Source organism: Phytohabitans houttuyneae, assembly GCF_011764425.1.
GTDB classification, from domain to species: domain Bacteria; phylum Actinomycetota; class Actinomycetes; order Mycobacteriales; family Micromonosporaceae; genus Phytohabitans; species Phytohabitans houttuyneae.
In genome coordinates this window covers 1,953,828-1,977,391 of sequence record NZ_BLPF01000001.1, presented here as the reverse complement: position 1 = coordinate 1,977,391, position 23,564 = coordinate 1,953,828, and the positions used below count along the sequence as shown (strand labels likewise).

The window sequence follows — 23,564 nt, the reverse complement described above, 5'->3', positions numbered from 1 at the left end:
GAGGTGGACCTGTGGAGATGGATCCGGAGCGCCGGCGCAAGCTGATGGAGCTGGCCCGCGTGCACGACGAGTGGCAGGCCCGCTACGGCATAGACGACGCCGACTTCACCCCGGACGGCTCCGACTCCGAGCGGCGCCGCACGCCCACGCCGGATCAGGTGTGGGAGCTGGAGCGGCGCACGCGCGTGGTCCTGGGCCAGGATCCGGACACCGGGCGGTACCCGGAGTGAGCCGCTTCGCACGCGCCGCGACGGTGTTCTGCGTCGCCGCCGCGATGTCCACGGCCGGGGCCGTCCCGGCGGCGGCTGCCCCGGCCCGCCAGAACTGCGTCCCGGCCGGCCCTGTCATTCCCGCGATCCCGTGGGCGCAGAAGATGCTGGGGCCGGAGCGCGTCCGGCCGTTCACGCGTGGCGGTGGCGAGATCGTCGCCGTGCTCGACTCGGGCGTCGACGCCAGCCACCCGCGCCTGGGAGGCGGCCGGGTCCTCGAAGGGTTTGACGCGGTGGCCGGCAGCGGGCGGGCCGACGACGACTGCCTCGGCACCGGCACCCAGATCGCCGGTGTCATCGGGGCGAGCGACTCACAGGCCACGGGATTTGCCGGCCTGGCACCTGATGTGTCCATCCTCCCGATCCGCGTCGTGGCCGACCGCATCGGCACCGGCACCGGCACCACGCCGCAGGTGCTGGCCAGCGGTATCAGAGCGGCCGTCGCCCGGAAGGCCGACGTGATCGTGGTGTCCACGATCACGTACGACGACAATGTGGTGCTGCAGGCCGCCGTGTCCGAGGCGATCAACAACGGCGTGGTGGTGGTGGCCGCGGTGGGCGACCTGGGCGACAGGCGCGAGGTGGTCGTCACGCCTTACCCGGCTGCCTACGAAGGTGTGATCGGCGTCGGCGCGATCCGCGAGTCCGGCCTGCTGTTGGGCAAGTCCCAGCAGGGCGATTACGTGGATCTGGTGGCACCCGGCGAAAACGTGACGACGCTCAGCATCGGCGGCGGCATGTCGACCGCAACCGGCACCGGGGTGGCCGCCGGGTTTGTGGGCGCGGCGGCGGCTCTGGTCCACTCGCGCCGCGGCGACCTGCGGGAAAAGCGCGGTGGCATCGAGCAGCAACTCGGCCTGACCGCCGTGCCGTCGCCCGGCGGCACGGCTTACGGCAGGGGCATCGTCGACCCGTACATGGCGGTGACGGCCCGGCTGGGTAACGTCTCGGCCCAGCCCCTTCCCGACCTGCCGCCGCTGGCGACCGGCGAGTCGGCGGCGTGGGCGCGCGCCCGTGACGTGGCGATGATCGGCACCGGCATCGCGGTGGCGGCGGTGCTCATCGTGCTCGTCGTCGCGGTGGTGATGCCGCGCGGCCGGCGACGCTTCTGGCGGTCCGGTGTGGCGCCGGCACCCAAGCGGGAGACCGAGCCGGACGAGCCTGGCCCGCCCGTGCAGCTCTTCCCCTGACAGCGTTTGCCCAGCCCGAGGGGCGCCGAAATCTCACCCTGCCTGATGCCGCCAGGCCCCTTAGAAGGCCGCCTTCTGTGCCTCGGCCGGGATGAGTGTCGGGCCGACCGGCAGGCGCAGCACCAGCGCGGAGGGGACCTCGACCGCCTCGGCGGCGGGGTAGCCCAGCTGCTCCAGCACGTCGGCGCTCGGCACCGCGTACCGGTGGCCGGTGTCGGTGACCACGAAGTAGCCGGCCGCGGCCGTCGGCGATGGCATCACGCGCACCGCGGCGACACGGCCCGCGGGCACCAGCACCGCGTCGGCGAGCACGTCGCCGGCCGCGGTGGCAGAGCCGGTCCGTGCCGCCGAGTCGATGCCCTCGACGGTGCCGTCGACCACGATTGCCGGCGGGGTGCTCCCGTCCGAGGTGACCGCGCACACCTCGTCGCTGACGTCCACGATCGTGGGGGGCGACGCGGGAGGGTCGGTCGCGTCGTTGGACTGGCGCGCGAAGCGGCTGTCGCCCGCGTCTTGGCGCTCGGCCAGCGAGACCTTCTCGCGCCGCTTGGCGTCGCCCTGGGAGTCGAGGACCCCGAGCTGCAAGGGCGTGATCGGGGCGACGCCGTCCTCGTAGAGCACGTAGTTTTGCTCGCCGGTGGGGATGTCCACGGTGAGCACGTCACCGATCCTCCGGCCCGGCAGCTTCTCGAAGGGCTCGCCGGCCTTGGGGATCACGATGTTTTCGATCACCTTGCCGGCGGGCAGTGAGTTGATCCACCCCGCACCGACACGCTCCGGGACCTTCTCGAGGAAGAGCGCCTGGGCCATGGCGGCCCCGCCCTGGAGCAGGTGGTGCCGGCCGCGCCAGATGAGGTATGTCCTGTCCTCGGTGCTCTCGCGGACCAGCAGCCCTTCGGTGTCGCTGAGCGTGCGACCACCCGTGGTGCCCCGCCCCACGGCGAGCCGGTCGAGCGTGACCTGGCTGCCCGACTGGTTGGTGGTCTGCAGGCTGCAGATCGTCCACGGTAGACCGATGCGCTTTTTGACGCTGGGCAACGAGTTGGGTGCGCCCGGTATGCCGATCGTGTTGCCCCGCGGCACTTCGCCGAGCGAGTTGCTGGAGATCCGGAAGACCTGCGTGGACGGGCGACCGGCGAGCTTGGCGGAGGCGAAGTTGAGCGTCGGGTACAGGACGCCCTGCAGATAGACGAAGCTGGCGCCGGTCTCCTTTTCGATGACCACGGCGCCCTCGGTCTTCCAGCCGTCGCTGCCGACCTTCGTGAGGATGCCGTAGATCCCGAAGCCGGCCGCCACCAGGACCGCCACCATCACGCCGCCGAAGACCGCGCCGACGCCGCGGCGCAGGGGCGACTGCTGCGGGTCGGTCTCGCGCATGACGAACGCGGAGATGACCCGCTGTGTCAGGAACTGGTACGAGTGGAGCTGATCCCGCCTTGTCGCCACCGGACGTCACCCACCGATCGAGGCGAAGAGGCCCTGGATCGCGCCGAACAGGCCGATCACCGCGCAGGCCAAGGGGACCAGCGCCATGATGGCGAGCACGTCGAAGATGTCGGCCGCCCGGCCGAGGTAGGGCGAAGGGGTGCGCCGGCTGTACACCAGGCCCGCCGCCAGCACGGTGCCGGCGATGGCGATGGCGATGACCAGGACCAGCAGCCGCCCGCCGGTGCTCGCGTCGACCGTGAAGCTGAACAGCAGGAACGCCATCGCCAGGATGCCGCTCACCAGCAGCGGCACCCGCTGCTGCGGCAGCGCGAAGAGGCGTGCGCGCAGCAGGAGCGCGGTCGCCGCCGAGAACGTCAGCAGCTTGGCCGCGGTGCCGCTGTCTCCCAGCACCAGGTAGGCGATCGCGGCGGTGGAGCTGAGCGCGGCGGCGAGGTTGAGGCCGCTGAGCAGCTCGGTGGCGCGCGCCACGGCGGAGAAGACGTCGGCGCGCTTGGGCACCGGCCGGTCTTCGAGAATCGCCTCCGGCCGGTCGGGCAGCTCGGGCACCGGCAGGCGCCCCAGCCAGCTCGCGATCAGCGGGTAGCTGGGCAGCAGGCCGATGACGGTGGTGAGCGTGACCGCCGCGGAACCCTCGGGCGACGCACCGGCAAGGCAGATCAGCGCGCCCAGCAGGCCGGCGATGCTCGTCGCCAGCCCGGCCATGAAGAGGCGCTGCACCGCGGCGACACCGGTGTAGCCGATGACGCTGAAGACCAGCAGCGCGCCCGCGCCGAGCAGCATGCTGGGCGCGCCGAGGCCGGTCAGCGGGGTGTCGCTCGGCGCACCGAGGACCGCGCCGCCCACGAACGCGTACGGCAGGCCGGCGGCGGCCACGACCGCGCCGGCGGTGGCGTCGGCCATCGCGCGGGCCAGCAGCATGCCGAGCACGGCGAGGACGCCGGCGACGCCGATCGCGACACCGCCGGGCAGGCCCCACGGCGGGCCGGACATCGCGAGAACGAGGAGGCCGGCGAGCAGGATCGCGCCGGTGACGGCGAGGCCGCAGGCGCGGGTGGCGCTGCCGCCCCACGACTGGCCGGCGCGGCGGGCGCCGCTCGCGATGACCTCGACCACGTCGTCGTACGCCAGCTCGGGCCAGTCGTCGCGGCGGGGCGCGAGGTGCAGCAGCTCGCCGTCGCGCACGCCCTGCACCGAAAGGTTGCGGGTGGGCTCGAGCACGGCGCCGGTGGCGCGGCGCAACACCCAGCCGCCGTGGCGCTCGCCGGCGTCGCCGAGGTCGTCGCCGGCGTGCCGCAGAAGATGGGGGAGCAACTCGGCAACGATGAGGTTGTCGGGCAGCGCGACGTCCATGCGTCGTTTGGGCGCCGCGACCGTTACCCTGGCCAGACTCAGGCCGCCCGGGGCCGTCACGCTGGTCACCTCCCCGTTACCGTGCAGACAGCGCTCAACCTAGCATGTTGGCGCTGTGGCCCTTGTCTATAGGATTGACGGACGACTTCGGGGGAGGACGAGCGGTGACATCCGTGATCGTGAAGCGGCCGCCACGCCGCGCCGCGCCGCTGCTCCCGAGCGGCGAGGTCGTCCTCGATCCGCCCCCTGAGGTGCCGCAGGCGTCCGGCAAAGCCTGGACCCGGATGCTCATGATCCTGCCCATGGCGGCCGGCGGTGCCGCGATGGGTCTGATGATGGCGGGGCAGCGGGGCGGCGGCGGCCCGTTGACGTATGTGGCCGGTGGCATGTTCGGCATCTCCATCCTCGGCATGATGGGGATGATGATGATGAATCAGTCGGGTCCGGGCAAAAAGGAAATGATTGAGGCCCGCCGGCAGTACATGCGCCGCCTCGCCCAGCTCCGCGCGCAGATCCGCGCCACGATCCGCCAGCAGCGCGAGGCGATCTACTACCGGCACCCCGACCCGGACGCGCTGTGGTCCTCCGCCACCGGCGGGCGGCTGTGGGAGCGGCGCCGGGCCGACGCCGACTTCAGCGTCGTGCGCATCGGCCTCGGGGCGCAGGAGGTGGCCACCCCGCTGGTGCCGCCGTCCACGCGGCCGGTCGACGAGCTGGAGCCCTTGTGCGCCATGGCGTTGCGCAAGTTCGTCGCGACGTACTCGATCGTTCCCGACCTCCCTGTCGCCATCGCGCTGCGCGACTTCTCGCACGTCTACCTGCGCGGTGCCGAGGGCACGGTGCGTGACCTCGTGCGCGCGACGCTCGCGCAGGTGGCCACCTTCCACGCCCCCGACGACCTGCTCGTCGGCGTCTGCGCGCAGGACACGCAGCGGCCGCACTGGGAGTGGGCCAAGTGGCTGCCGCACGCGCAGCACCCCGCAAAGGTCGACGCGATCGGCCCGATCCGGCTCTTCGCGCCGTCGGTCACCTCGCTCGAGGCGATGCTCGACGACGTGCTGGCCAACCGGCCGCGCTTCGACCCCGCCTCACCTCACGCCACCGGCGGGCCGCACGTCGTGGTCGTCATCGACGGCGGCTCGACGGCCGGCTCAGACCACCTGATGACCGACGGCGGCGTCTCGGGCGTCACGATCCTCGACCTGTCCAACCCGCCGCCACGCCTGCTCGACGACACGTCGGTGGTGCTCGACATCGGCGAGGACGGCACCATCACCGGTACGACGATGGACGGCTCCACCCAGGTGGGCAAGGCGGACTCGCTCGACGTGGCGCAGTCCGAGGTGCTCGCCCGGCAGCTGTCGCCGCTGCGGCTGTCCGCCACGTCGTACACGGACCAGGCCGCCGGCGCCACCATCGACCTCGGCCTCGCCGAGCTGCTCGACCTCGGCAACCCGCGCGACTTCGACCTCGCGGCCACCTGGGCCAGCCGGCCCAACCGCGACCGCCTGCGCGTGCCGCTCGGCGTCGGCCCCGACGGGCGCCCGATCGAGCTCGACCTCAAGGAGTCCGCGCAGGACGGCATGGGCCCGCACGGCCTGCTGGTCGGCGCCACCGGTTCCGGCAAGAGCGAGCTGCTGCGCACGCTGGTGCTCGCGCTCGCGGTCACGCACAGCTCCGAGATCCTCAACTTCGTGCTGGTCGACTTCAAGGGCGGCGCGACGTTCACCGCGCTCGACCGGCTGCCGCACACCAGCGCCGTCATCACCAACCTGTCCGAGGAGCTGTCCCTTGTGGACCGCATGCTCGGCGCCATACAGGGTGAGCTCGTCCGCCGGCAGGAGCTGCTGCGCAAGGCGGGCAACTACGCGTCGCAGCGCGACTACGAGCGGGCCCGGGCGGCCGGGGTGCCGCTCGCGCCGCTGCCCAGCCTGCTGGTGATCGTCGACGAGTTCAGCGAGCTGCTCACCGCACGGCCCGACTTCATCGACATGTTCGTCCAGATAGGACGGTTGGGTCGGTCGCTCGGCATCCACCTGCTGCTCGCCTCGCAGCGGCTGGAGGAGGGGCGGCTGCGCGGGCTGGAGACCCACCTGTCGTACCGCATCGGCCTGCGGACGTTCTCCTCCATGGACAGCCGCGCGGTGCTCGGCGTGCCCGACGCGTACGAGCTGCCCCGCGCACCCGGCCACGGCTACCTGCGCACCGGCACCGAGGGCCTGATCCGCTTCCGCGCGGCGTACGTGTCGGGGATCGTGCGCGGCGACGGCTACCGCCCCACCTCGCGCGGCCGGCAGATCGACCCGGTGCGCGACTTCACCACGTTCTACGTCGCACCGCCGCGCGACGACAAGCCGGCCACGCCCGAGGCGATCGAGCCGGAGGAAAACGCGGTGGGCGAGACACTGCTCGACGTGCTCGTCGAGCGCATGGAGGGCCAGGGCCCGCCGGCCCACCAGGTGTGGCTGCCCCCGCTGGACGAGCCGCCGACGCTGGGCCAGATGCTCGCGCCGATCGTGCAGTCACCGGACCGGGGCCTCACCACCCAGGCGCTCAGCGCGGAGCGGGCGCTGCACGGCCTCGTCGGCATCATCGACAAGCCCTTCGAGCAGCTGCGCGAGCCGATGTGGCTCGACCTGTCCGGCGCGGGCGGCAACCTCATGGTGGTCGGCGGTCCGCAGAGCGGCAAGAGCACCTTCCTGCGGACCCTGGTGGGCAGCCTCACGCTCCGCCACACCCCGCGCGAGGTGCAGTTCTACGGCCTCGACTTCGGCGGTGGCGCCCTCTCCGCGCTCTCCGGCCTGCCACACGTCGGCGGCGTGGCCACGCGTCGCGAGGTCGACAAGGTGCGCCGCACGATCGCCGAGATGCACGGCCTCATGCAGCTGCGCGAGGCGACGTTCGCCCAGCACGGCGTGGAGGGCATCGCGGCGTACCGGCGGGCCAAGCGCCAGGGAAGGTTCGCCGAAGACTCGTTCGGCGACGTCTTCCTGGTCATCGACGGCTGGAGCACGATCCGCGCCGAGTTCGAAGACCTTGAGCCGATGGTCAACGAGCTGGCCAGCCGCGGCCTCGGTCACGGCATCCACATCCTCGCCGCCGCCAACCGGTGGATGGACGTGCGGGCGGTCGCGCGGGACATGTTCGGCACCAAGCTGGAGCTGCGCCTCGGCGACCCCAGCGACTCCGCGATCAACCGGCGCGCCGCGGTCAACGTGCCGGAGGGCGCTCCCGGCCGAGGCCTTACGCCGGACGGCTTCCACTTCCTCACCGGCCTGCCCCGCATCGACGGCGAGATGCGCGTCGACGACCTGGCCGACGCGGTCGCCGAGTTCGTCAAGCTCTCCCAGGACTACTGGACCGCCCCGCCCGCTCCGGCGGTGCGCCTGCTCCCGGCCGAGCTGCCCTTCGTCTCGCTGCCCATGCCGTCCGGCGGCCGCCTGCCGATCGGCATCGCGGAGTCCGACCTCCAGCCGGTCCATCTCGACTTCGACGCCGAGCCGCACGTGATCCTCTTCGGCGACATCGAGAGCGGCAAGAGCTCGTTCCTGCGCAGCCTGGCCAAGATGGTCACCGCCAGCTACGACCCGAGCCAGGCCCGCCTGATGCTCGTCGACTTCCGCCGCAGCCTGCTGGGTACCGTCGACAGCCAGCACCTGATCGGGTACGGCACGTCCCAGCAGACCACCACCGACCTGGTCAAGCAGGTGGCCACCGTCATGCGCGAGCGCCTGCCCGGCCCCGACGTGACGCCTGAGCAGCTGCGCAGCCGGAGCTGGTGGAAGGGCCCCGAGCTGTACCTGCTCATCGACGACTACGACCTCGTCGCCAGCTCGACGGCCAACCCGCTGACCCCGCTGCTGGAGTTTCTTCCGCAGGCCCGCGACATCGGGCTGCACGTGGTGCTCACCCGCCGTATCGGCGGCGCCAACCGCGCCATGTTCGATCCGATGATCGCCCGGATCCGCGAGCTCGCCTCGCCCGGCATCATGATGTCCGGGCCGCGCGAGGAGGGCGCGCTCTTCGGCAACATGAAGCCCCAGATCCTCCCGCCCGGCCGCGCGTGGCTGTTCACCCGCCGACACGGCGCCCGCCTGATCCAGCTCGCCTGGACCCCACCCACCACCTGACGCCGCGTGACCCCCGACATCCACATCGTCTTCGACTGCGCCGATCCGGACCGGCTGGCGCGGTTCTGGATGGTCGCGCTGCCCGGCTACGACTTTCCGCACGGTCCGCCGGACGGCTTCGCCACCTGGGAAGAGTGGGCGGACGCCAACCAGATCCCCGAGGACCAGCGCAACTCCGGCCGCACCATCGTGGACAAGGAGGGCCGGCGCCCGGACATCTTCTTCCTGCGCGTCCCCGAGCCCAAGACCACGAAAAACCGCGTGCACCTCGACGTGAAGGCCGGCGGCCCCTTCCCCGACGCCGAGCGGCGCGCGCGCATCGAGGCCGTGGGGGAGCAGCTCACCGCCGCCGGCGGGTCGATCCACCGCCGGGTGGACAGCGCGGAAGGCTTCTGGCTGGTCATGCAGGACCCGGAAGGCAACGAGTTCTGCGTCAACTAGCGACCGTCGGGTGGCGGCCTCCCAAAGATCCAAACCAAGCAGCTGCGAGCTACCGCGATGTCCGCCGTGGTCCGGACCGTTGCTCCCGCGGCCTCACCCTCCGCGGTCGCCCAGCTCACCCCGAGAGCCAGAACCCGGGCTTGGGCTTGGGCGGCGGACCTGGCAGTGGAGGTCGGGGATCTCGGCGAGCGCCAAGCTCGCCGCCGACCGGAGCGGTGCCCGCGGGAGCATGCGGTCCGCGGGTGGCGCGGACCGGGGCATATCGGCTTCTGTAAAGGTCAGCGGCGTGGGGCGCCCGCGTACTGGCGCTCGACGTCGGTCTGGGAAAACCAGATGTAGCGGTCGCTGCCGTCGCCCACCAGGGCGATCATGTCGTCGGCCATCACCTGCAGAAACTGGGTGCTCGGCGCGGGCAGGCGCAGCGCGCCGCCGACGAGGGCGGCCTCGGCGCTGCCCAGGCGCTGCAGCATCACGAGGTTGCAGTCCTGAATGGACGGCACGCCGGTCTGGTCGAGCTGGCGCAGCACGGTCATCTGGGTCTGCCAGGGGCCGAGCTGCTGCGGCGCGTTCGGCCCGACGAGGCCGAGGTCGTAGAGGAGCAGCACGGGCTGCTGCGCGGTGGCGGCGAGGGCGAGCGGCTGCTCGGTGGGAAAGACGGCCACGCGGTCGCCGCGGCCGGTGGCGCGCTCGCCGAAGCCGTGCCAGGTGCGCGGGTCGGCGGTGATGACCGCGACGCGCGCGCCCAGCGCCAGCGCGCGGAACGCGACGAGCATGCCCGCCCACGCGCCGCCGACCAGGGCGACCCGGGTCGGCTCGGGCCGGAAGAACCGGACGGACACCGGGCGCTGCTGGCGGTCGGCGCCCAGGATCAGGCCGGTGCCCGGCACGGACAGGCGCAGCTTGGCGAGGGCCGGGCGGGAGATCGTGTGCGAACCGATCCGCAGCCGCGCCAGCTTGCCCAGCAGCGGGACGCGGCCGCCGCCGTTCGGCGGGCGGCGGCTGTCGTACACGGTGCCGGGCGGGCTCTCCTGGCTCGCGTCGGGTATCGCGCGGGCGGCGGCGTGTGTGGAGGTGGCGGAGGCGGCCTGTGCGGCGGTGGCCGCCGCGGCGGCCTGGCGGGCGACGGTGGTGCTCTGCGGGCCGGCCGTGGACGGGGGCGGGACCTGCACCACGGGTGCGGAGAGCGTCGGGTCGCGGCCGATCACCATGCCGCCGGTCGGCGGGTTGGCGACCGGCACCTGCGGCACCGCGGGCGGTGGCGGCACGGTCGTCCGCGGCGGAGGGGCCGGTGCGGCCTGCTGCTGCGCGTACGCCGGGCCGCCGTACTGCGTGGGCACGGCCGGGCGGGCGACGGCGGGTGGGGGACCGACGGCGGCGCGGCCAACGGAGCCCTGGCCGGGCGGCTGCTGCTGGGCCTGCTCGTCCTCGTACGGCCTGGGTTGGGTCATCGCGCGCCACCTCCGGTCGGGGCCGACGCGTACACCGCGGGGCCCTGCTCGCCGTCGAGTGGGAAGAGGTCGGCCTTGGCCTGCTCCGCCCCGCGCCGGATGGCCTGGCTGACCTGCGCGACCTGGTCGGCGGGGGCGGCCACGCGGACGAGGCCGCGAAGGTCCATCAGCCGCTTGTCGTCGTCGGGCGCCATGGTCAGCGAGAGGCTGGTCATCGAGGCCGGCATGGTCGTGAGCAGGTCGAGCAGCGCGGTGGCCTGGTCGACCGGGGGCCAGCCACGAATCCAGTACGACCGGTGGACGAGGCGGGACGAGTGCCACTCGGACCAGTCTTCGCGTGGCTGCACCGGCTCGGCGCTCGCCGTGGTCGGCGCCAGGTCGCACGAGCGCAGCAGCACCTCCAGCAGCTCGTCGGCGTCGAGGAGGCGGTGGCTCACGCCCACCCGCCGCAGTGACTTGGCCACGCGGCGGACCAGGGCGGCCACGACCGCGGGCGCGGTCTCGAGGTCGGCCTCACCGTCCGCGACGGCCTCCGCGAGGGTACGGGCGTCGAGCCGCACCGCGATCCACGTGCTCCGGTCGGCCGGCACCGGCACCGCGCCGAAGCGGGCCAGCAGCTGCCGGTAAGACTGGCCGGCCGCCGACGACGGGTGCATCTCCAGGCTGGGCGCGGGCACGGTCTGCGTGACCACCTGCAGCACCGCCCCGGGCTGGTCGGCCTCGGCGAGCGCGGCGGCCAGCGCCTCCAGCGGGATCGGGCCGGGGTCGTCGCGCATCGGGGCGCTGGAGGTGACGGCGGCCACCGCGTACCACCCGGCGTCGTCGCGGGCCACGCCCACGTGCGAGCCGTCGGCCACCGACACGTTTTCCACCACGAGGTCGGGCGCGAGGCGGCGCAGGGCGCCGAGGCGGGCATCGTCACCGAAAGGCGTGGCCGTCGAGCTCAGCCGCCGCCGCTTGTAGTTGCGCGTCATCACGCGCCGCTCAAGCCACCACCGGCCGTTGCGCCGGCCGAGCGTGACGAGCAGCAGCAGGATGCCGGCGATGGCCGCGCCCGCGATCAGCGCGATGATCTCGCTGGTGATGCTGGCCAGGACGCCGACCACCACCACCTCGGCGAGCAGCAGCTGGGTGATGTGCACCGGGCCGAGGTGGCCGGGTCGGCGACGGGGGATGAGGATCGCCGGCCCCGACGAGTCAGGCGACTCGGAGGCGACCCGCGCGACGGCGCGAACCTGGTGTGGCGACACGGTCTGCGGCGACACCGTCATGCCGTCAACTACCCCCGTCCTCGCTCGCCGCCCACGCGGGGCGGCGCTTTCTCAGCCGTGCACCTCACCATCATAGAAACCGATGTTCAGCGCGTCGCTCCCAGCAAGTCGTCGAGCACGAGGGTGCGCAGGTCGTCACGGCTCGGCATGCGCCCGAGCGCGCGCAGCCGGCCGGACTGCACCTTGCGCATTCCTTCGAGGAGCTTGCGCGCCTCACGCGCGTTGCCGAAGTTCTGGTCGCGCTCGATCTGCCCGAACCACTCCAGCAGCGCCTCGTCCAACCCCGCGCCCAGCAGGTAGTCGTCGTTGCGCGCGATCCGCCGCACGATCAGCACCAGCTCGTCGGGCGAGTAGTTTTCGAACTCCAGCGTCTTGGCGAATCGCGAGGCCAGACCGGCGTTGGCGTCCAGGAAGTTGGCCATGTCGTCCGTGTACCCCGCGACGATGACGGCCACCTGGTCGCGGTGGTCCTCCATCAGCTTCACCAGCGTGTCGATGGCCTCCTGGCCGAAGTCGGCGCTGGTGCCGGCGGAGCGGGAGAGCGTGTACGCCTCGTCGATGAAGAGCACGCCGCCGAGCGCCGACTCGAACGCGACGGTGGTCTTCTCGGCGGTGTGACCGATGTACTGGCCGACGAGGTCGCGGCGGGACACTTCCTTGAAGTCGCCGCCGGGAAGGACGCCGAGCGCCTTGAGCAGCTGGCCGTAGATGCGTGCGACGGTGGTCTTGCCGGTGCCGGGCGCGCCGGTGAAGACGAGGTGGTTGCTGGCGCCGCCGACCGCGAGGCCCGCGCTGCGCCGCCACTCGTTGACCTGGATCTCGTCGATGAGCGCGCGGACCTCCGCCTTGACGCCGCCGAGGCCGATCATCGAGTCGAGCTCGGCGAGCAGCTTTTCCACCTTGACGGTGTCCTGCTGGGCGAGGCCCTCGGTCGCGGTCGCGCCGACCTTGAACGTGCCCGCGGTGTCGTCGGCCACCCGGATTGTCGGCGTCGCGCCCTCTTCGACGTCGATGCCGGGCGCGGCGGTGCCCTCGACGCGCGTGCCCTCGACAAGCCCGCCGCAGCCGCGCCCGAACGCGATCCCCACGCCCGACGTGTCGTGCACCCAGCTGTCGGTGATCGTGGGTGAGCTCTGGTGCGCGACGGAGATGCCGGCGTCACCGGTGCCGGAGATGTCGCACCGCTCGATCGTGGGGCGACCGGCCTGGTACACGTAGATGCCGCGGTAGCCGCAGCCGGCGATCGTCGAGTTGCGGATCGTGGGGTTGGCGCCGAGCCGCACGATGATGCCGTCGTCCGAGATGCCGCGGACCTCACACTTGTCGATGACGCCGCCCGAGTCCTCGATGACGAACCCGTACTGCCCGCCGGTCACCTTGACGTCGGTGGCGGTCACCTGCCCGCCGTCCGTGACGGAGATGCCCGCGGCGTATCCGGCGCTCGCCTCGCACTTGGTGACGGTGAGGCGGGTGTTGGACGCGGTCACCGCCGGGTAGTCGGCGGCCTTGAGCACCAGGCCTTCGAGCGTGACGTCGGCGCGGGCGGCGGCGACGGCCGGGCCGCCCGCCTCACTGGCGTCGATCGTGACGGAGCCGGGGTCCTTGGCGGCGTTGATGGTGAGGCGGCGGCCCATGATGCGGATCGCCTCGGTGTACGTCCCCGGCTCGACGGAGATGACCGCACCATCAGCGGCAACCTCGAGCGCATCCTGAATTGTCGGATATGCCCCTGCGCGTTGCGAGGAAACCGTCAGTATGCGCGCCATGCTGTCCTCCCCGTACACCTTGGTTGGGGATCGTAGCGACTGCGCGCCGTCCGCTGAAGGCGAGGCTCAGCCCCGCCCGCCTTTACGCCGTGTATTTACGAGTCGGCCGGCTCCAGCGTCAGGGAAATGCTGTTGATGCAGAAGCGCTGGTCGGTCGGTGTCGCGTAGCCCTCGCCCTCGAAGACGTGGCCGAGGTGCGAGTCGCAGCGCGCACACCGCACCTCGGTGCGCACCATGCCGAGCGAGCTGTCGACGATGTAGCGCACGCGGTCTTCGGCCAGCGGCGTGAAGAACGACGGCCACCCGCAGTGCGAGTCGAACTTGGTGTCGCTGGAGAAGAGTTCCGCCCCGCACGCGCGGCAGCGGTAGACGCCCTTGGTCTTGGTGTCCACGTACTCCCCGGTCCAGGGCGCCTCGGTGCCGGCCTGGCGGAGCACGCGGTACTCGTCGGGCGAAAGGCGCACACGCCACTCGTCGTCGGTGGTGGGCACGGTCATTTCGTCAGCAGCCATGCCCCCACGGTACGACCGCGCGAGGGTGACCCGCCTCGCCCGTTGATTACCAACCGCTGACGGTGTCGTTGATCAGGCGTGGGGGACGGGTGTGCGCTGGTCAGCTTTCGGCCGACCTGGCGCCAGGCGATCGGGCAGGGACTGACCGCCGGCGTGGTCTGTGCGTTTGTCGTCCTCGCTGTCTCCTTTGTCACGCCGCCCCAACTCCGCGTCGCGATCCTCGTCGTGCCCCCGCTCGCGGTCGGGCTCGCCGGCGTCGCCGCCGGGCGCCGGTGCGCGACCGAGATCGACGACTACGGCATCCGCCGCACGATGCCGGCGCTGGCGGGTGTCGCCTCGTGGCGGCAGGTCGTGGACATCCGGCCGGAGCGCCGCCACCGCCGCACGGTGGTCGCCGTCTACCTCGACTCGGGCGAGACGCTGCGGCTCCCCGCGCCCTACGACGGGCTCTGGCTGGCCCGGGATCCCTTTTTCGAGCGCCGCCTCTTCATGCTCGTGCACCTGTGGGAGACCCATCGCGACTGGAGCGTGCACAGCTGACCTGCTCAAAAGCAGTATGGTCGCGACATGAGTCCGAAGGCGAGCGCCGTCGAGGTCGAGGTCGCCGGCCACAAGGTGCGACTGAGCAGTCCTGACAAGGTCTACTTTCCGCAGCGCGGCTACACAAAGCACGACCTGTTTTCGTACTACCTCGCGGTCGGCGACGGCATCGTGCGCGCCCTGCGCGACCGGCCCACGACCCTGCAGCGCTTTCCCGAGGGCATCGAAGGGGAAATGTTTTACCAGAAGCGGATCCCCACCCGCGGGGTGCCGCCGTGGGTGCAGACCGCGCGCATCACCTTTCCGAGCGGGCGGCCGGCCGACGAGCTGTGCCCGGCCGACCTCGCGCACGTGGCGTGGGCGGCCCAGCTCGGCACCGTGGTCTTTCACCCGTGGCCGGTGCGCAAGGACGACCCCGATCACCCGGACGAGCTGCGCATCGACCTGGACCCCTCCCCGGGCACCGACTTCGGCCACGCGGTCAAGGCCGCCGGCGTGCTCCGCGAGGTGCTCGAAGAGCTCGGCATCACCGGCTTTCCCAAGACCTCGGGAGGCCGGGGCGTGCACGTCTATGTGCGGATCCGCCAGGAGTGGGACTTCGTCGGCGTGCGCCGGGCCGTGATCGCGCTGGCCCGCGAGGTCGAACGTCGTCGCCCCGACCTCGTCACCACGTCGTGGTGGAAGGAGGAGCGGGGCGAACGCGTCTTCGTCGACTTCAACCAGATGGCCCGCGACCGCACGATCGCCTGCGCCTACTCCCTGCGCGCCAACGGCCGGGCCACCGTCTCCACGCCGGTCACCTGGGACGAGCTGCTCGAGGTCGAACCGGACGACTTCGACATCCGGACCGTGCCCGAACGCTTCGCGAAGATCGGCGACCCGCACGCGGCGATCGACGACGAGGCCTTTGACATCTCGCCGCTGCTGGAGTGGTCGGCCCGCGACGAACGCGACGGCCAGGGCGAGATGCCATATCCGCCAGACCACCCGAAGATGCCGGGCGAGCCGCCCCGCGTGCAGCCCAGCCGCAAGAACGCGGCGAACTGGGAGAGCGAGTAGCGGCGCCGTCCGCGTGACGGCCCTGTCTCTGGTCCCTCGGGCGGCCCCCGTGTCCGCCCGCGGCTGGCTCGTCGGTCGTGCCCGGTGTCTCGTCGGTCGTGCCCGGCGTGGTTGGCGCGTCGGTCGTGCCTGACATTGGTGGCGCGTCGTTCATACCGGGTGTGGCTGGCGGTCGGTCACGCCCGGGTGTGGCTGGGGCGTCGGCTATGCCGGGCGTGGCTGGCGCACGGACTCGCCTCCCACGCGCTGGCCCAGCCGGATGAGGCCGTGACCGGCGCGGGCGCGGAGCGAGCCACCGCGCGCGACCGCGGCGGCCCGGCGCGCATGTCGCGCCTCGTCCCGCAGCTCCTGGTCATATGCCTTGATCCACATTGAAGCGATCAGCGGGTGCATGGGTGTCCTCCCCGACACTAGTGAAGTATCTTTGATGGTGTCGTCTTGACGGTAGTAGGATGATGGTTACTAGTCAAGGCGGTTTGGAGGTGTCGTGGCGGACGGGGTTCCGGAGCAGCTGGCGTTGGTGGAGGCATTCGCCAACACCGTCGACGTCGAGGAGGGCACCGACGAGCTGACCTCTGTCGAGCGCTTCCGGCAGTGGCTGTCCGCACAGGGACGCGACGAGCCGGTCGCCCAGGCCGACCTCGACCTCGCCTGGCAGCTGCGGTCCGCGCTCCGCGTCGAGCTCGCCGCGCACGACACCGAGGCTCCCGTGGCGGGAGGCCAGGACTCGCGGGCCGAGCTCGACGAGCTCGCCGCGGGGCTGCCGCTGCGGGCCCGCTTCACCGCGGGCGGGGCGGGGCTGGCACCCACCGCGAGCGGCGTGCCGGGTCTGCTCGCCGAGATCGTGGCCGCGATGGTGCTAGCCGAGCGCGACGGCACCTGGACGCGCCTCAAGATCTGTCGCGAGGACACGTGCCGGTGGGCGTATTACGACCGGTCGAAGAACTCGTCGAAGTGCTGGTGCGGCGCTTCCTGCGGTAATCGCAACAAGACCCGCGCCTACCGCCAGCGACGGGTGGTCGGCAGCGCTCGGGCCTGATGACGGGCTCGGGCACGCCCACGGTGAGGCCGCCCGTCACCGCGCCGCCTGGGCGTGGTGCGGTCTGAGCGGGAGTGCGGTCCAAGCGTATGTGCGGACTCAGCGCAAGGCCGGTCCGAGCAGAACCAAACCGCCCTACAGCGCCAGCTTCATCCCCTCGTGCGACGCCGTAAAGCCGAGCGATCCATAAAAGCGGTGCGCATCCAGCCGGCGCTTGTCGGTCGTCAGCTGGACCAGCCGGCACCCGCGGGCCCGCGCCTGGTCGACCGCCCACTCGATCATTTGCCGCCCCAGGCCGCGGCCGCGCTGGTCGGCGCGGACGCGCACGGCCTCGATCTGCAGCCGTTCGGCGCCGCGACGGCTGAGCCCCGGGATGTACGTCAGCTGCATCGTGCCCACCACGTCGCCATCCCGGTCGGCGACGATCAGCGTGTTGCGCGGGTCCGCCTCGATCTGGTCGAACGCCGCCGCGTAGCCCGGGTCGTCCGCCGACTCCCGGGTGGCGCCCAGCGAGTCGTCGGTCAGCATGGCCAGGATCGCGGGCAGGTCGGCCCGGGCGGCGGTACGGAAGACAAGATCACCCACGCGAACCACCCTACGGCCTGACCCTGAGCCGAACCGACGATGGTTCGCAGTGATCGTGAGGCGGCATCATGATGCGCCATGAAGCTGCTGCTGCGGCCGTTTCGCCAGCTCTACCGCGCTCTGGTGTGGCTGGCCAACTCGCCGCGTACGCTCATGCTCGCCTATCTCGGCCTCATCGTCGTCAGCGGCGCCCTCTACAGCGCCACCGAAAACAAGGGTGTCGGTGACTCGCTGTGGTGGGCGGTCGTGACGGCATCCACCGTGGGCTACGGCGACACGTACCCCACGACCTGGGCCGGCCGCGTGCTGGCCGGCCTGCTGATCTCCACGATGGTGCTGCTGGTCATTCCGCTGATCACCGCGCATTTCGCCAGCAAGCTCATCGTCGACACGGACGCGTTCCGGCACGAGGAGCAGGAGGAGCTCAAGCAGAACCTCCGCGCGGTACGGGCGATGCTCGAACAGCTCACCCAGGGCAGCGCTTCCCCGCCGGGGGCGCCTCCAGATCGATGAGGTACCGGTCGACCGCCTGCGTCACGCACTCGGTCTGCGGGTACGCCGTGTGCCCCTCGCCCTCCCACGTCAGCACCACACCCACACCCAGCATGCCGGCGAGCTCGGCGGTCTGCTCGTACGGCGTCGCCGGGTCGCCCGTCGTGCCCACGACCAGGATCGGCGGCGCACCCTTCGCCTCGCCGGTGGGGTAGGGGTCACGCTCACCCGGCCAGTACGCGCACGGCAGCATGCCCACCGCGAGCGGCGCGCCGAAGAGCGGGTACTTGGCCCGCCACTGCGACTGGTACGAGCGGATCTGCGCGAGCGTCGGCTTGACCGTCGAGTCGGCGCAGTTGACCGCGAGGTTGGCGTCGAAGAGGTTCGAGTAGTGGCCGTTGCCGTCCCGCGTGGCGTACTCGTCGGCCAGCTCGAAGACCGCCGCCGGGTCGCCGCCCTGCAGGTCGTCGATCGCGGTGGCCAGCTCCTGCCAGCCCTGCTCGGTGTAGAGCGACGAGATGACCGCGTAGAAGACCCAGCCCGCCGTCGCCTCGCGGCCGTCGCTGCCGCGTACCGGCGAGACCCTCGCCTTTTCCAATGCGTCCGTGACCGCCCCGCGGGCGTCCGGCCCGATCGGGCAGCGGCCGCTGGTCTGCGCGCACCAGTTCGAAAAGTTGGTGAACGCCCGCTCGAAGCCCTTCGCCTGGCTCTCGGAGCCGGCGACGATGTCCTGCCCGGGGTCGACCGCACCGTCGAGCACGAGCGCGCGGATCTTGTTGGGGAACAGCTGGGCGTACGTGGCGCCGAGCAGCGTGCCGTACGAGTACCCCAGGTAGGTCAGCTTTTCGTCGCCCACCGCCGCGCGCACCGCGTCCATGTCGCGGGCCGCCTGCTCGGTGGAGAAGAGCGTGAGCCGGTCGCCGTACTTGGCGCCGCACCCGTCGCCGACCCGCTTGTTGATGGCCACGACCTCGTCGAACTCGGCCTGCGTGTCCGGGTCCGGATCGGAGCCGAAGGTCGCGTCGAGGTCGGCGTCGGAGATGCACTCGACCGGCGACGAGCGGGAGACGCCGCGCGGGTCGAAGCCCACGATGTCGAAGCGGTCGGTGATCTCCTCGGGCAGCCCGCCGAAAGCGGCGCCGAACGACAGGTACACCGCCGTGTCGATGCCCGAGGCGCCCGGACCGCCCGGGTTGACCAACAGCGAGCCGATCCGGTCGCCCTGCTGGGTGGAGCGGGCGCGTATCAGCGCGATCTCGAACGTGCCGCTGCCGCCGGGGTTGGCCCAGTCCTGCGGGACGGCGATGCTCGCGCACTCGTACCGCATTCCGGGCGCGGTGCGGCCCACGAGGTCCTCCGGCACGTCCGGGCAGGGCCGCCAGGTCGCGGCGTCGCCCGAGGCGGCGGGACCGGGTGGCGACGGGTCCCGCTCGCCGGCGCCCTCGGTGTTCGGGGCGTACACCGGGAGCGCGCAGCCGGCGGCCAGGAGGGCACCTGCGACAAGACCGGTCAAAACCCGGCGTTGGGTGCGAGCCACCCGGCTAGGCTACCCGCCCGCCGCCAAGCACCTCGTCTACGTCGAAGCGCACGGGCCGCTCGAGTTGCTCGTACGTGCACGACTCCGGCTCCCGGTCCGGCCGCCACCGCTGGAAGTGGGCGGTGTGGCGGAAGCGGTCGCCCTCCATCGCCTCGTACGCCACCTCGACCACCAGCTCCGGCCGCAACGGCTCCCAGTCGAGGTTGCGCCCGCCGGTCCACCGGCTCACCGCGCCCGGCACGCGCTGCGCCTCGCTCGGCTCGAGCCACGGGTGCGAAGGCGCGTCCCGGTACGGCGCCAGCTCCTCCAGAAGCTCCGCGCGGCGGGCCATCGGAAACGACGCCGATACGCCGACATGGTGCAGGAGACCGCCGTCGTAGAGCCCGAGCAGCAGTGAGCCCACCACCGGCCCGGACTTGTGCCACCGGAAGCCGGCCACCACCACGTCCGCGGTGCGCGCGTGCTTGACCTTGTACATGAGCCGCTTGCCCGGCTCGTAGGGCACGTCGGCCGGCTTGGCGATCACACCGTCGAGCCCCGCGCCCTCGAACACCTCGAACCACCGCCGCGCGGTCGCGACGTCCGCCGTGGTCGGCGTGAGATGGACCGGTGCGACAACGTCCTTCAAGGCGGCTTCGAGGGTGCTACGGCGTTCCGCGTACGGCCGATCGACCAGCGCGCGGTCGTCGAGCGCCAGCAGGTCGAACGCGACGAACGAGGCGGGCGTCTTCTCGGCCAGCATCGCCACGCGGGACGCGGCCGGGTGGATGCGCTGCCCGAGCAGCTCGAAGTCGAGCCGCGGCCCGCCCTCGCCGCCGCGCCGGATGACGATCACCTCGCCGTCGACCACCGAGCGGGGCGGCAGCTGCGCGCGGGCCTGCGCGACGACCTCCGGGAAGTACCGCGTGAGCGTCTTTCCGCCGCGGCTGGCCAGCTCCACCTCGTCGCCGTCGCGGAAGATGATGCAGCGGAAGCCGTCCCACTTCGGCTCGTACGTCATACCCTCGGCGGTCGGCAGCTCGGCAACGCTCTTGGCGAGCATCGGCTCGACCGGCGGGTTGATCGGGAGATCCACGAGACCACCATATTCAGTAGACCGCCAGCGCATAGGCCGTGAAGCCCGCCGCGGCCACTCCGGCGAGCACGCGGTGCGCCGACGTGAGCCGCTCCAGCCGCCCGGCGAGCGCCACGAGGCCGACCAGCACGAGCCCCAGCAGCGGCAGCCACACGAGCCGCGCGCCGACCCAGGTGGCGGTGTCCGGCCGCGTGGTGAGGCCGGCGACGCCACCGAGCTGTTGAGCGCCGAGCGACATCAGCACGACGGCGGTCAGGTGCCAGCAGAAAATGGCAAGCGCGTACAGGTTGACGGTCGCCACCGCCGCCCACAGCGCCGGCCGCCGCCGCAGCAGCCCGTCCAGCCGGTCGCGGACCAGCAGCGCGGCGCCCGCCTGCACGGCGGCGAGCGCGGGCACGAGCAGCGACGGCGGGCTGGAGTTCGAGCGTGCCGCGCCGGGCACGCCGACCATGCTGGCGGGGTAGTCGAGCGCTCCGACGAGCACGGCGAAGAGGGCGGCGCCGCCGGCCACCAGCCACGCCGCCGCCCGCCGGCCCAACCGGCCGCGGGCCCAGGCCACACCGAGCTGGTACATGAACAGCCACGCCGGCAGCACAGTCAGGAATCCCACCCAGCCGGGCGCTCCAGCCGCCCACGGCCCGTACCGGATCAGGTCGACGGCGGCCACCGCGGCGAGGAAGGGAAGCGCGGCCCAGGCACCCAGGCGGTCGTCCAGCCGCATCGCGAACGGGGTGAGCGCCGTGACCGCCGCGTAGACCGCGATGAACCACAGCGGCTGTACGAACAGGACGGTCCACGTGCGCAGCGTCCCTCCCGCGACGCCGGCGAGGGACGCGGCGGGCAGCGCGGCGGCCAGGGCCACCGTGGCGGCGAGGACGGGCGTGAGGAGGCGGGCCATGCGGCGGCGCACCCACGCGCCGGTGTCGGGACCGTGCCGCTCCAAGGATTTCGCCGCGGCGAACCCGCCGACGAGGAAGAAGAGGCCCAGTGTCTCGAACAGCCAGCTCGCCGGCGCGAAGCCGCCCAGGTACCGCAGCGGGCTGTCGATCCGCAGACTGCCGTCGGACCGCACGGTGAGCGCGGTGACCAGCCAATGCCCACCGACCACGCCGAGGATGGCGGCGGCGCGCAACCCGTCGATCGCGCGGTCCCGGGTGTCCGGTGTGGCCTGCGCGATCCGGAGGCTGTACCCCCGGGCGGCGGAGCGGGTGAGGCCCAACATGGCCCGACGGTAGGCCCGCGGCGCGAACCGCGGGATCCACCGCCGGGCTCAACCCACGTGGTGCCCCGTACCTAGACGCTGACCTTTTCCCGCTCGGCGGTCTCGGCGGCCGCGGCCGGGGTGGTGTTGCGGCGGCTGCGCAGGATCAGCCAGCCGCCGAGCGCGCCGAGTCCGAGGCCGGCGAGCAGGCCGGCGGCGAGGATGCCGTACGAGGAACCGCCGTCGGCCGGCGTCTGTGCCACGGCCGCGGGCGGTGCCGCCTGCTGCTGCTGGCCGCCGCCGTGGTGGCCGCTGCCACCCGGGGCCGCCTGTCCCACAAGCTTGACGACCGGGGCCGGGTGAGCGCCGCCGGCCGGGTCGGCCCAGCGGACCACGGTGCCGTCCGAGTACGTCTGCACGATCGTGAACGCGAGCGCGTCGCCCTCCGTCGGCATCGGTCCCATGGAGACGATGAGCTCGATCGGGGTGGTGGACGTGGGCTTGGTGTCGACCCGGGTCCAGGTGATCGACGCGGTGGTCTCGTTGACCGGCATGCCGTGCAGGCCCGCGACCGCCTTGTCCAGCGTGCGGGTCTCGGTCGCCGGCGCCCAGCCGTCCTGGGACATCGGGTAGATCTCGCCGATCGGGTTGTCCACCGGTGCGATCAGCTGGACCTTGGCGGTGTGCGCGCCGGGCCGGTCCTCGGTCAGCCGGAACGTCACCTTGGCGCCGTCACCTCGCGTGGCCTCCGACGGGTTCGCGGAAACGTCGGCCGAGGCGGGCGACGCGATCGCGAGGGCACCGAAGACCGCGGTGCCGAGCGCCACGACTGCCGTACGCCGGTAGCGGAACATTGGACGGCTCCTTACGTTTGTTGCTCTTCCCGACTGTCCCTTATGGAGCGAAGGGGGCACCGGCCTGGCTGGCCCGTGCCCCCTCGGTGTCACATGTGGCTCGCTGTCGCTATCGGACGGTGACCCGGACCGCGTCGAAGGCGGGGACCTGGTTGGCCCGCTGCATCATCGGGATGCGGTGCGAGGCGTCGCCGGCCCAGGAGGCGCACTGGAAGGTGCCCCGGTTGGGCAGGCCCGGCACGCGGATCTCGATGACGTCCGGCTGCGCGCTGCCGCCGTTGTCTTCGGTGGCGACGAAGAACGCGGGGGCCGGCGCGGGGTCGGGTGCCACGCGGGTGCTGTTGAGCTGGCGGCACGCGCTGTGGAAGTGGCCGCGGACCAGGTTCTGGGCGTTGAGGATCGACATGTCGACGTAGTAGCCACCCCGGCCGGCCGGCAGGAACCGGTCACGGATGAGGTTGCGGGTGCTGACCCGGATCGTGAACGGCTCGTTGACGGCGACGCTGCGCGGTGCGCTGACGATCAGCAGGGTGGGGTTCTGGTCGGCGTTCGCGACCTCGCCCATCTGGGTGTCCACGCAGCGGTTGCCGTTCTGGAAGCCGTCGTGGATCTCCAGGTTGTTGCCCTCGGAGCACTCGTCCGGGCCGAACTCCAGCGGCGGCTGCGGAGCCGTGGTCGACGGCGCGCTGGTCGCCGGCTGGTTCGGAGCGCCGGACGCGTTCGTGCTGGGCGTGGGGCTCGCCGGCGTCGTCGTGCACGCCTGCCCGTCACCCCAGTAGTTGCGGACCGTGCGGCCGTTCTGCCGAGTCTCGGTGACGTTCGCCTGGCCGGCCGGCGCGGTGCCGTCCGGTGCGGGGCGACACTGGGTCGCCGGGGCACGCCCGCCACGGTTGCGCCGGTCACCCGCGTTGGAGACCTGAGTCACGGTGATGATGCCGCCGAACACCACAAGCGTCGCAAGCACGGCAATGATGCGCTTGTTTCGCCCGCTGGTCGATCTGCGCCGTTGTGCCGACCTGTACATGTGGGGATACCTTCTCCTTCTCCTTGAGGGCGGCGCGGTGGGCAGGCGTCGTCCCGTGAGGGGTTTCCTCTAGCACGTTCGTCCGGTGCGGGTGCCGAATACACGTCCGAACTTCCATACGCGACGAGTTCGCACCACGTCTATCCGCGTAGCAAACCTAAAAGTGGCCGTCGATTAGTGTCAAGCCACGAAGAAGGAATTAAGGTTGGGCGGCTTTCCTTAAAGGAGATTTATGGAAGGCGCCTGAACGCGGATGTATCCCCCGTTCGGATGATGTAGGGGGTTCAACGATCTTGGGACTTTTTTCGAAATCCCTGGTCAGGACCGTGAGC

General features: G+C 72.0%; 21 protein-coding genes. 8 read left to right on the top strand and 13 right to left on the bottom strand.

Annotation, left to right across the window (positions count from 1 at the left end; translation table 11 throughout):
* Positions 1-11: 11 nt before the first annotated feature.
* Together Phou_RS08930 and Phou_RS08925 are read left to right on the top strand one after the other, a co-directional pair.
* Positions 12-230 carry a hypothetical protein gene (locus Phou_RS08930; protein ID WP_173055228.1) on the top strand — a complete coding sequence of 73 codons (219 nt, stop codon included), beginning with the start codon at positions 12-14 and terminating at the stop codon, positions 228-230.
* On the top strand, positions 227-1,459 hold the full coding sequence (locus tag Phou_RS08925) for a S8 family serine peptidase (RefSeq protein ID WP_173055226.1): 1,233 nt from the start codon (positions 227-229) through the stop codon (positions 1,457-1,459). Before Phou_RS08930 ends, Phou_RS08925 begins: the two co-directional genes overlap by 4 nt.
* Before the next feature lie 60 nt (positions 1,460-1,519).
* Here the strand turns inward: Phou_RS08925 and eccB are convergent, their stop codons facing one another.
* Positions 1,520-2,905 carry a type VII secretion protein EccB gene (eccB, locus tag Phou_RS08920; RefSeq protein ID WP_173055224.1) on the bottom strand — a complete coding sequence of 462 codons (1,386 nt, stop codon included), beginning with the start codon at positions 2,903-2,905 and terminating at the stop codon, positions 1,520-1,522.
* Positions 2,906-2,911: 6 nt separating this feature from the next.
* Positions 2,912-4,318, bottom strand: coding sequence for a type VII secretion integral membrane protein EccD (gene eccD / locus Phou_RS08915; protein ID WP_173055222.1), 1,407 nt, complete (start codon positions 4,316-4,318; stop codon positions 2,912-2,914).
* 104 nt (positions 4,319-4,422) lie between these two features.
* On the opposite strand from eccD, the gene eccCa reads away from it, so the two are divergent.
* Positions 4,423-8,388, top strand: coding sequence for a type VII secretion protein EccCa (eccCa, locus tag Phou_RS08910; protein WP_173055220.1), 3,966 nt, complete (start codon positions 4,423-4,425; stop codon positions 8,386-8,388).
* A 6-nt stretch (positions 8,389-8,394) separates the two neighbouring features.
* Positions 8,395-8,829, top strand: a complete 435-nt coding sequence (locus tag Phou_RS08905) for a VOC family protein (RefSeq protein ID WP_173055218.1) — start codon at positions 8,395-8,397, stop codon at positions 8,827-8,829.
* Between the two features lie 278 nt (positions 8,830-9,107).
* Here Phou_RS08905 and Phou_RS08900 read toward each other — a convergent pair whose 3' ends face one another.
* From Phou_RS08900 to msrB, 4 genes are all read right to left on the bottom strand, one after another.
* The gene (locus tag Phou_RS08900) at positions 9,108-10,277 is read right to left on the bottom strand and encodes a hypothetical protein (protein WP_173055216.1); all 1,170 of its coding nucleotides are present in this window, start codon (positions 10,275-10,277) and stop codon (positions 9,108-9,110) included.
* Complete coding sequence (locus Phou_RS08895; RefSeq protein ID WP_173055214.1) at positions 10,274-11,548, bottom strand: type VII secretion protein EccE; 1,275 nt, start codon at positions 11,546-11,548, stop codon at positions 10,274-10,276. The genes Phou_RS08900 and Phou_RS08895 overlap by 4 nt, the downstream gene beginning before the upstream one ends.
* 86 nt (positions 11,549-11,634) lie before the next feature.
* Positions 11,635-13,314, bottom strand: a complete 1,680-nt coding sequence (locus Phou_RS08890) for a right-handed parallel beta-helix repeat-containing protein (protein ID WP_173055212.1) — start codon at positions 13,312-13,314, stop codon at positions 11,635-11,637.
* A 95-nt stretch (positions 13,315-13,409) separates the two neighbouring features.
* Positions 13,410-13,826, bottom strand: a complete 417-nt coding sequence (gene msrB / locus Phou_RS08885) for a peptide-methionine (R)-S-oxide reductase MsrB (protein ID WP_173055210.1) — start codon at positions 13,824-13,826, stop codon at positions 13,410-13,412.
* Positions 13,827-13,904: 78 nt separating this feature from the next.
* Here msrB and Phou_RS08880 point away from each other — a divergent pair, with 78 nt between their 5' ends.
* Together Phou_RS08880 and ligD are read left to right on the top strand one after the other, a co-directional pair.
* Positions 13,905-14,366 carry a hypothetical protein gene (locus Phou_RS08880; RefSeq protein ID WP_246273430.1) on the top strand — a complete coding sequence of 154 codons (462 nt, stop codon included), beginning with the start codon at positions 13,905-13,907 and terminating at the stop codon, positions 14,364-14,366.
* 27 nt (positions 14,367-14,393) lie between these two features.
* A complete protein-coding gene (ligD, locus tag Phou_RS08875; protein WP_173055208.1) occupies positions 14,394-15,425 on the top strand; it encodes a non-homologous end-joining DNA ligase in 1,032 nt (343 codons plus the stop codon).
* A 204-nt stretch (positions 15,426-15,629) separates the two neighbouring features.
* On the opposite strand, the gene Phou_RS08870 is transcribed toward ligD, so the two are convergent.
* On the bottom strand, positions 15,630-15,818 hold the full coding sequence (locus Phou_RS08870) for a hypothetical protein (RefSeq protein WP_173055206.1): 189 nt from the start codon (positions 15,816-15,818) through the stop codon (positions 15,630-15,632).
* 94 nt (positions 15,819-15,912) lie between these two features.
* Here Phou_RS08870 and Phou_RS08865 point away from each other — a divergent pair, with 94 nt between their 5' ends.
* The gene (locus Phou_RS08865) at positions 15,913-16,464 is read left to right on the top strand and encodes a CGNR zinc finger domain-containing protein (RefSeq protein ID WP_246273425.1); all 552 of its coding nucleotides are present in this window, start codon (positions 15,913-15,915) and stop codon (positions 16,462-16,464) included.
* A gap of 135 nt (positions 16,465-16,599) precedes the next feature.
* On the opposite strand, the gene Phou_RS08860 is transcribed toward Phou_RS08865, so the two are convergent.
* A complete protein-coding gene (locus Phou_RS08860) occupies positions 16,600-17,049 on the bottom strand; it encodes a GNAT family N-acetyltransferase (protein WP_173055204.1) in 450 nt (149 codons plus the stop codon).
* 78 nt (positions 17,050-17,127) lie between these two features.
* Here Phou_RS08860 and Phou_RS08855 point away from each other — a divergent pair, with 78 nt between their 5' ends.
* Positions 17,128-17,562 carry a potassium channel family protein gene (locus tag Phou_RS08855; protein WP_173055202.1) on the top strand — a complete coding sequence of 145 codons (435 nt, stop codon included), beginning with the start codon at positions 17,128-17,130 and terminating at the stop codon, positions 17,560-17,562.
* On the opposite strand, the gene Phou_RS08850 is transcribed toward Phou_RS08855, so the two are convergent.
* The 5 genes from Phou_RS08850 to Phou_RS08830 form a co-directional block, all read right to left on the bottom strand.
* A complete protein-coding gene (locus tag Phou_RS08850; protein ID WP_173055200.1) occupies positions 17,516-19,078 on the bottom strand; it encodes an alpha/beta hydrolase in 1,563 nt (520 codons plus the stop codon). The two genes, Phou_RS08855 and Phou_RS08850, sit on opposite strands and share 47 nt — an antisense overlap.
* A 4-nt stretch (positions 19,079-19,082) precedes the next feature.
* Positions 19,083-20,153, bottom strand: coding sequence for an ATP-dependent DNA ligase (locus tag Phou_RS08845; protein ID WP_173055198.1), 1,071 nt, complete (start codon positions 20,151-20,153; stop codon positions 19,083-19,085).
* Between the two features lie 13 nt (positions 20,154-20,166).
* Complete coding sequence (locus Phou_RS08840; protein ID WP_173055196.1) at positions 20,167-21,375, bottom strand: acyltransferase family protein; 1,209 nt, start codon at positions 21,373-21,375, stop codon at positions 20,167-20,169.
* A 71-nt stretch (positions 21,376-21,446) separates the two neighbouring features.
* Positions 21,447-22,208, bottom strand: a complete 762-nt coding sequence (locus Phou_RS08835; RefSeq protein ID WP_173055194.1) for a YcnI family protein — start codon at positions 22,206-22,208, stop codon at positions 21,447-21,449.
* 109 nt (positions 22,209-22,317) lie between these two features.
* On the bottom strand, positions 22,318-23,172 hold the full coding sequence (locus tag Phou_RS08830; RefSeq protein WP_308784429.1) for a Pecanex-like protein 1: 855 nt from the start codon (positions 23,170-23,172) through the stop codon (positions 22,318-22,320).
* Positions 23,173-23,564: the final 392 nt, after the last annotated feature.

Bases quoted from the DNA above. Each gene is read 5' to 3' on its own strand.
- Phou_RS08900 (WP_173055216.1), bottom strand. From the start codon at position 10,277: ATGACCCAACCCAGGCCGTACGAGGACGAGCAGGCCCAGCAGCAGCCG.
- Phou_RS08895 (WP_173055214.1), bottom strand. From the start codon at position 11,548: ATGACGGTGTCGCCGCAGACCGTGTCGCCACACCAGGTTCGCGCCGTC.
- Phou_RS08890 (WP_173055212.1), bottom strand. From the start codon at position 13,314: ATGGCGCGCATACTGACGGTTTCCTCGCAACGCGCAGGGGCATATCCG.
- msrB (WP_173055210.1), bottom strand. From the start codon at position 13,826: ATGGCTGCTGACGAAATGACCGTGCCCACCACCGACGACGAGTGGCGT.
- ligD (WP_173055208.1), top strand. From the start codon at position 14,394: ATGAGTCCGAAGGCGAGCGCCGTCGAGGTCGAGGTCGCCGGCCACAAG.
- Phou_RS08870 (WP_173055206.1), bottom strand. From the start codon at position 15,818: ATGCACCCGCTGATCGCTTCAATGTGGATCAAGGCATATGACCAGGAG.
- Phou_RS08855 (WP_173055202.1), top strand. From the start codon at position 17,128: ATGAAGCTGCTGCTGCGGCCGTTTCGCCAGCTCTACCGCGCTCTGGTG.
- Phou_RS08840 (WP_173055196.1), bottom strand. From the start codon at position 21,375: ATGTTGGGCCTCACCCGCTCCGCCGCCCGGGGGTACAGCCTCCGGATC.
- Phou_RS08835 (WP_173055194.1), bottom strand. From the start codon at position 22,208: ATGTTCCGCTACCGGCGTACGGCAGTCGTGGCGCTCGGCACCGCGGTC.